This is a genomic window from Micropruina sp., assembly GCF_047607385.1.
Lineage (GTDB): Bacteria > Actinomycetota > Actinomycetes > Propionibacteriales > Propionibacteriaceae > Micropruina.
The window spans coordinates 1-2,945 of sequence record NZ_JASGDE010000012.1 but is presented as its reverse complement, the minus strand read 5'-3'; the positions used below and the strand labels follow the sequence as shown (position 1 = coordinate 2,945).

At 67.3% G+C, this 2,945-nt stretch carries 6 protein-coding genes and 1 pseudogene; 2 read left to right on the top strand and 5 right to left on the bottom strand.

Going from position 1 to position 2,945, the window contains the following annotated elements:
- Both QM582_RS00865 and QM582_RS00860 read left to right on the top strand, forming a co-directional pair.
- Positions 1-238: pseudogene (locus tag QM582_RS00865) on the top strand (hypothetical protein); the annotation flags it as partial.
- A 10-nt stretch (positions 239-248) separates the two neighbouring features.
- The gene (locus QM582_RS00860; protein ID WP_415080891.1) at positions 249-521 is read left to right on the top strand and encodes a hypothetical protein; all 273 of its coding nucleotides are present in this window, start codon (positions 249-251) and stop codon (positions 519-521) included.
- Between the two features lie 70 nt (positions 522-591).
- On the opposite strand, the gene QM582_RS00855 is transcribed toward QM582_RS00860, so the two are convergent.
- From QM582_RS00855 to QM582_RS00835, 5 genes are all read right to left on the bottom strand, one after another.
- Positions 592-1,041, bottom strand: a complete 450-nt coding sequence (locus QM582_RS00855; RefSeq protein WP_415080889.1) for a hypothetical protein — start codon at positions 1,039-1,041, stop codon at positions 592-594.
- A gap of 69 nt (positions 1,042-1,110) precedes the next feature.
- Complete coding sequence (locus QM582_RS00850; protein ID WP_415080887.1) at positions 1,111-1,899, bottom strand: tyrosine-type recombinase/integrase; 789 nt, start codon at positions 1,897-1,899, stop codon at positions 1,111-1,113.
- A complete protein-coding gene (locus QM582_RS00845; RefSeq protein ID WP_415080885.1) occupies positions 1,880-2,107 on the bottom strand; it encodes a hypothetical protein in 228 nt (75 codons plus the stop codon). The genes QM582_RS00850 and QM582_RS00845 overlap by 20 nt, the downstream gene beginning before the upstream one ends.
- Complete coding sequence (locus tag QM582_RS00840) at positions 2,104-2,295, bottom strand: hypothetical protein (protein WP_415080883.1); 192 nt, start codon at positions 2,293-2,295, stop codon at positions 2,104-2,106. Before QM582_RS00840 ends, QM582_RS00845 begins: the two co-directional genes overlap by 4 nt.
- A gap of 79 nt (positions 2,296-2,374) precedes the next feature.
- Entirely contained in the window at positions 2,375-2,635 is a 261-nt protein-coding gene (locus QM582_RS00835) for a hypothetical protein (protein ID WP_415080881.1), read from the bottom strand.
- Between the last annotated feature and the right edge of the window lie 310 nt (positions 2,636-2,945).

Here is a 2,945-nt window from a genome sequence, read left to right as displayed (position 1 = left end):
CCGCGGCCCGACCGGCCCTCGCGGTGCACGGGGTGCCGCCGGCCCCGGCGGCGTCCAGGGCCCGGCCGGGGAGCGAGGCCCGCAAGGCGTCCCGGGCCCTGCCGGAACCATCAAGCCGCAGAAGGTGACCTGCACACCACCGAGCCGGCAGCACGTCATCGTCGCCGTCACCGTCACCGTCGACACCGCCGGCCAGCTCAGCCTCGTCTGCAGCTACGTCCCCGCCCACACCTACTAGGAGGCCCATCATGGAACCGGTCACCACGCTGCTCAGCGCCGCCGCGATCGTCGCGCTGGTGAACATCGCCAAGGATCTCGGTGTCGCGTCGAAGTGGGCGCCGCTGCTCGCGATCCTGTTCGGTGTCGGAATCTCCGTCGCCTCCACCTACCTGGAGCCGGGCCTGTGGCAGACGATCAGCCGGGGTCTGCTCGTCGCGCTCAGCGCGTCCGGTGTCCGTGATCTCGTCACCACGCCGGCCACACCAGAGCGGGCCATCCGCCGCGCCGTCGACGGCGCCTAGAGAACGTGCCGGGGTCTCGCGTCCCTCCCGATCCCCCCGATCAGGCGAGACCCCGGCACCCCCGACGGGTTCAGTAGGAGTCGACGTCGGTGATCTTCGCTGTGAGCTTCGCTTTCGACGTCTTCGTGCTGATCAGGGTCTTGTCCGGGCTGTACTTGCCGTCTTCAAGTTCGATCGTTGACGTGTAGGGGTCCTCGCCGCCCTTCACCTCGAAGGTGATGTCGACGTTCGACGGCAGATCGTCGACGCTCCCCGCCCCGACATAGGCGACGTCGACCTTGATGGACACATTGCAGCCGGCCGAGCCGAAGCACTGCTTCTTGGTGGTCTTCACCTTCAACACGAAGTCGGCCGCTGTCGGCTCGGCGGGTTCGGCCGGCTCGGTTTCGGTGGGTTCACTGCTGGGCGTTTCTGACGCCGTAGCTGATGTGCTGGTGGTCGACTCTGGTTTCGCCGACTGCGGCGCTGTGCAGCCGACAAGGGTGAGCGCTACGAGCATGGCAAACAGAACACGGATCATGGTCTTTCCTCCTGGGTGGGTGGTGGTTAAAGGGTAGGGCTGCTGGGCCGGTGCGCGCGACATATTCGCTCACGCTGCGGCCAGAATCGCGGCGCGCATCGCGGTCTGGGGAAGCTGGACATAGCCGCGCGTCGTCTCCGGTTTGCTGTGGCCGAGCATTTCCTGCACGGCGAGCAGGTCACGAGTTCCGGCGTAGGCGATGGTCGCGAACCGGTGCCGCAGTGTGTGCGCTGTCCAGCCGTCCGGCAGCACGCGGGCGATCAGCTTGCCCACGTGCTGGTCGGTCAGGTGGCCACCGGACGGCGACGGGAACACCCAGCCGGCCGGTGTCGCGCGCAGCTGCTCGGCGGTGTCGTCCGACAGCGGGATCACGCGCTGCTTGCCGCCCTTGCCGTGGACGCGCAACGACCAGCCGGCCAGGTCCTCGACGACGTCGCGGCTGTGGATACGGGCGATCTCGCCGCGCCGCAACCCGTGGAACGCGGCGAGCGACACCATCAGCTGTTCACGCGGCCCGGACGCCAACAATGCACGCCGCACCGCCGATTCCGGTGCTGGCCGGGCCGGCATGTGCGGCACCCGGATCGGCGGCAGCTTCCGCGATGGATCAACCACCAGATGGCCGAACATGCACGCCCAGCTGTAGAACGACGTCAACGCTGCCCGGTGACTCTTCCGCGTCGCCGCCGCCCATCGCGGGTTACTGATCCAGGCGAGCATGTCAGCCGTTGAAGCGGCGACCAGGTCCGGCTGATGCTCAGCGAATCGGAGCAGCTGGTTGGTTCGGAGGCGGATGGTGGTCGCGGGCTTACCGGACGCGGCGAGCCATACTCGCCACTCATGAATCAGAGAATGCATGTCCGGCCACGATATCCAGGCAGGCCCGGCAAGAAATCACCCTGCCGGGTAGATCGAATTCCGGCGACGGCAACGACAAGTGCGCCGAGTCCTGCACGAACGTGCGCAGCTGGGCATCGAACCGACGCTGACCAGCAAACCGGCCACACGACGTCGAGAACGCACCAACCAGCTGATGCACGAGGATCAGCGGACGCGGGCCGCTCATGCGGTGTGCTCCAAGCAGTAGTCGCAGTCGCGGCAGACACCGGCGTGCGAGGACTGGTTGCAGATGGCCTCCTCGATCAGAGTGCGCCAGCAGCACGAGCAGGTACCGGGCGGTTGCTGCGACGCCAACTCGGCATCGGTGTAGACGGTCTCCGGGGTGATCGGGGTCTCGCCGTAGCCGTACATCACGCCGCCACCGCCACAAGCCGAAGCTGCGAAACCGCGGGTTCTGGGTTCGATTCCCAGTGGGCCCACCCTGGATGCCGGCCTATCTGGCGGAGGAGTCCGAGTCGTTGGGGTCGTGTCCCACGAGGCGGATCAGCCCGAGCCCGTCCTCGGGGACGCAGGCGTAGACGACATAGGTCCGGCTTCCACGCTGCTGTTCCGCCCAGGCCAGTACCGCGTCGACGTCGGCTCCGGACAGTTCGTACTCCTCCGATGCGCCGCCGGCGTCGTGGAAGTACACCCGATACCGCGGACGGTCGATCTCCCAGGTTTGATCGCGCGGGTCGATGCCGATTGCGTCCATCCCCCGATCGTGGCATGCGAGCGGGGGGATCGGCTCCTCCGGCGTTCGACATCGCCTGTCGTAACGCACATTGCCTGCGTTCCTCCGCAGGCGATGTGTGTTACCGCAGGCGATGTGGTGGGAGGGGTGGGCGGCGGGTGGAATCTTCGGGGGTTCTCGATGGGGTCTTGAGGTTGTCCGGACGGTGGCTTGAGTGTGGGCGGGCAGTGTTGTCACTGCACCGGGGGTTGCCGGATCGGGGGGTTCGGGAGCTGGTGCAGCAACAGTTGGGCGTGGTGTTGTCGCTGGTGCGGGTTCGTTCCTGGTCGGG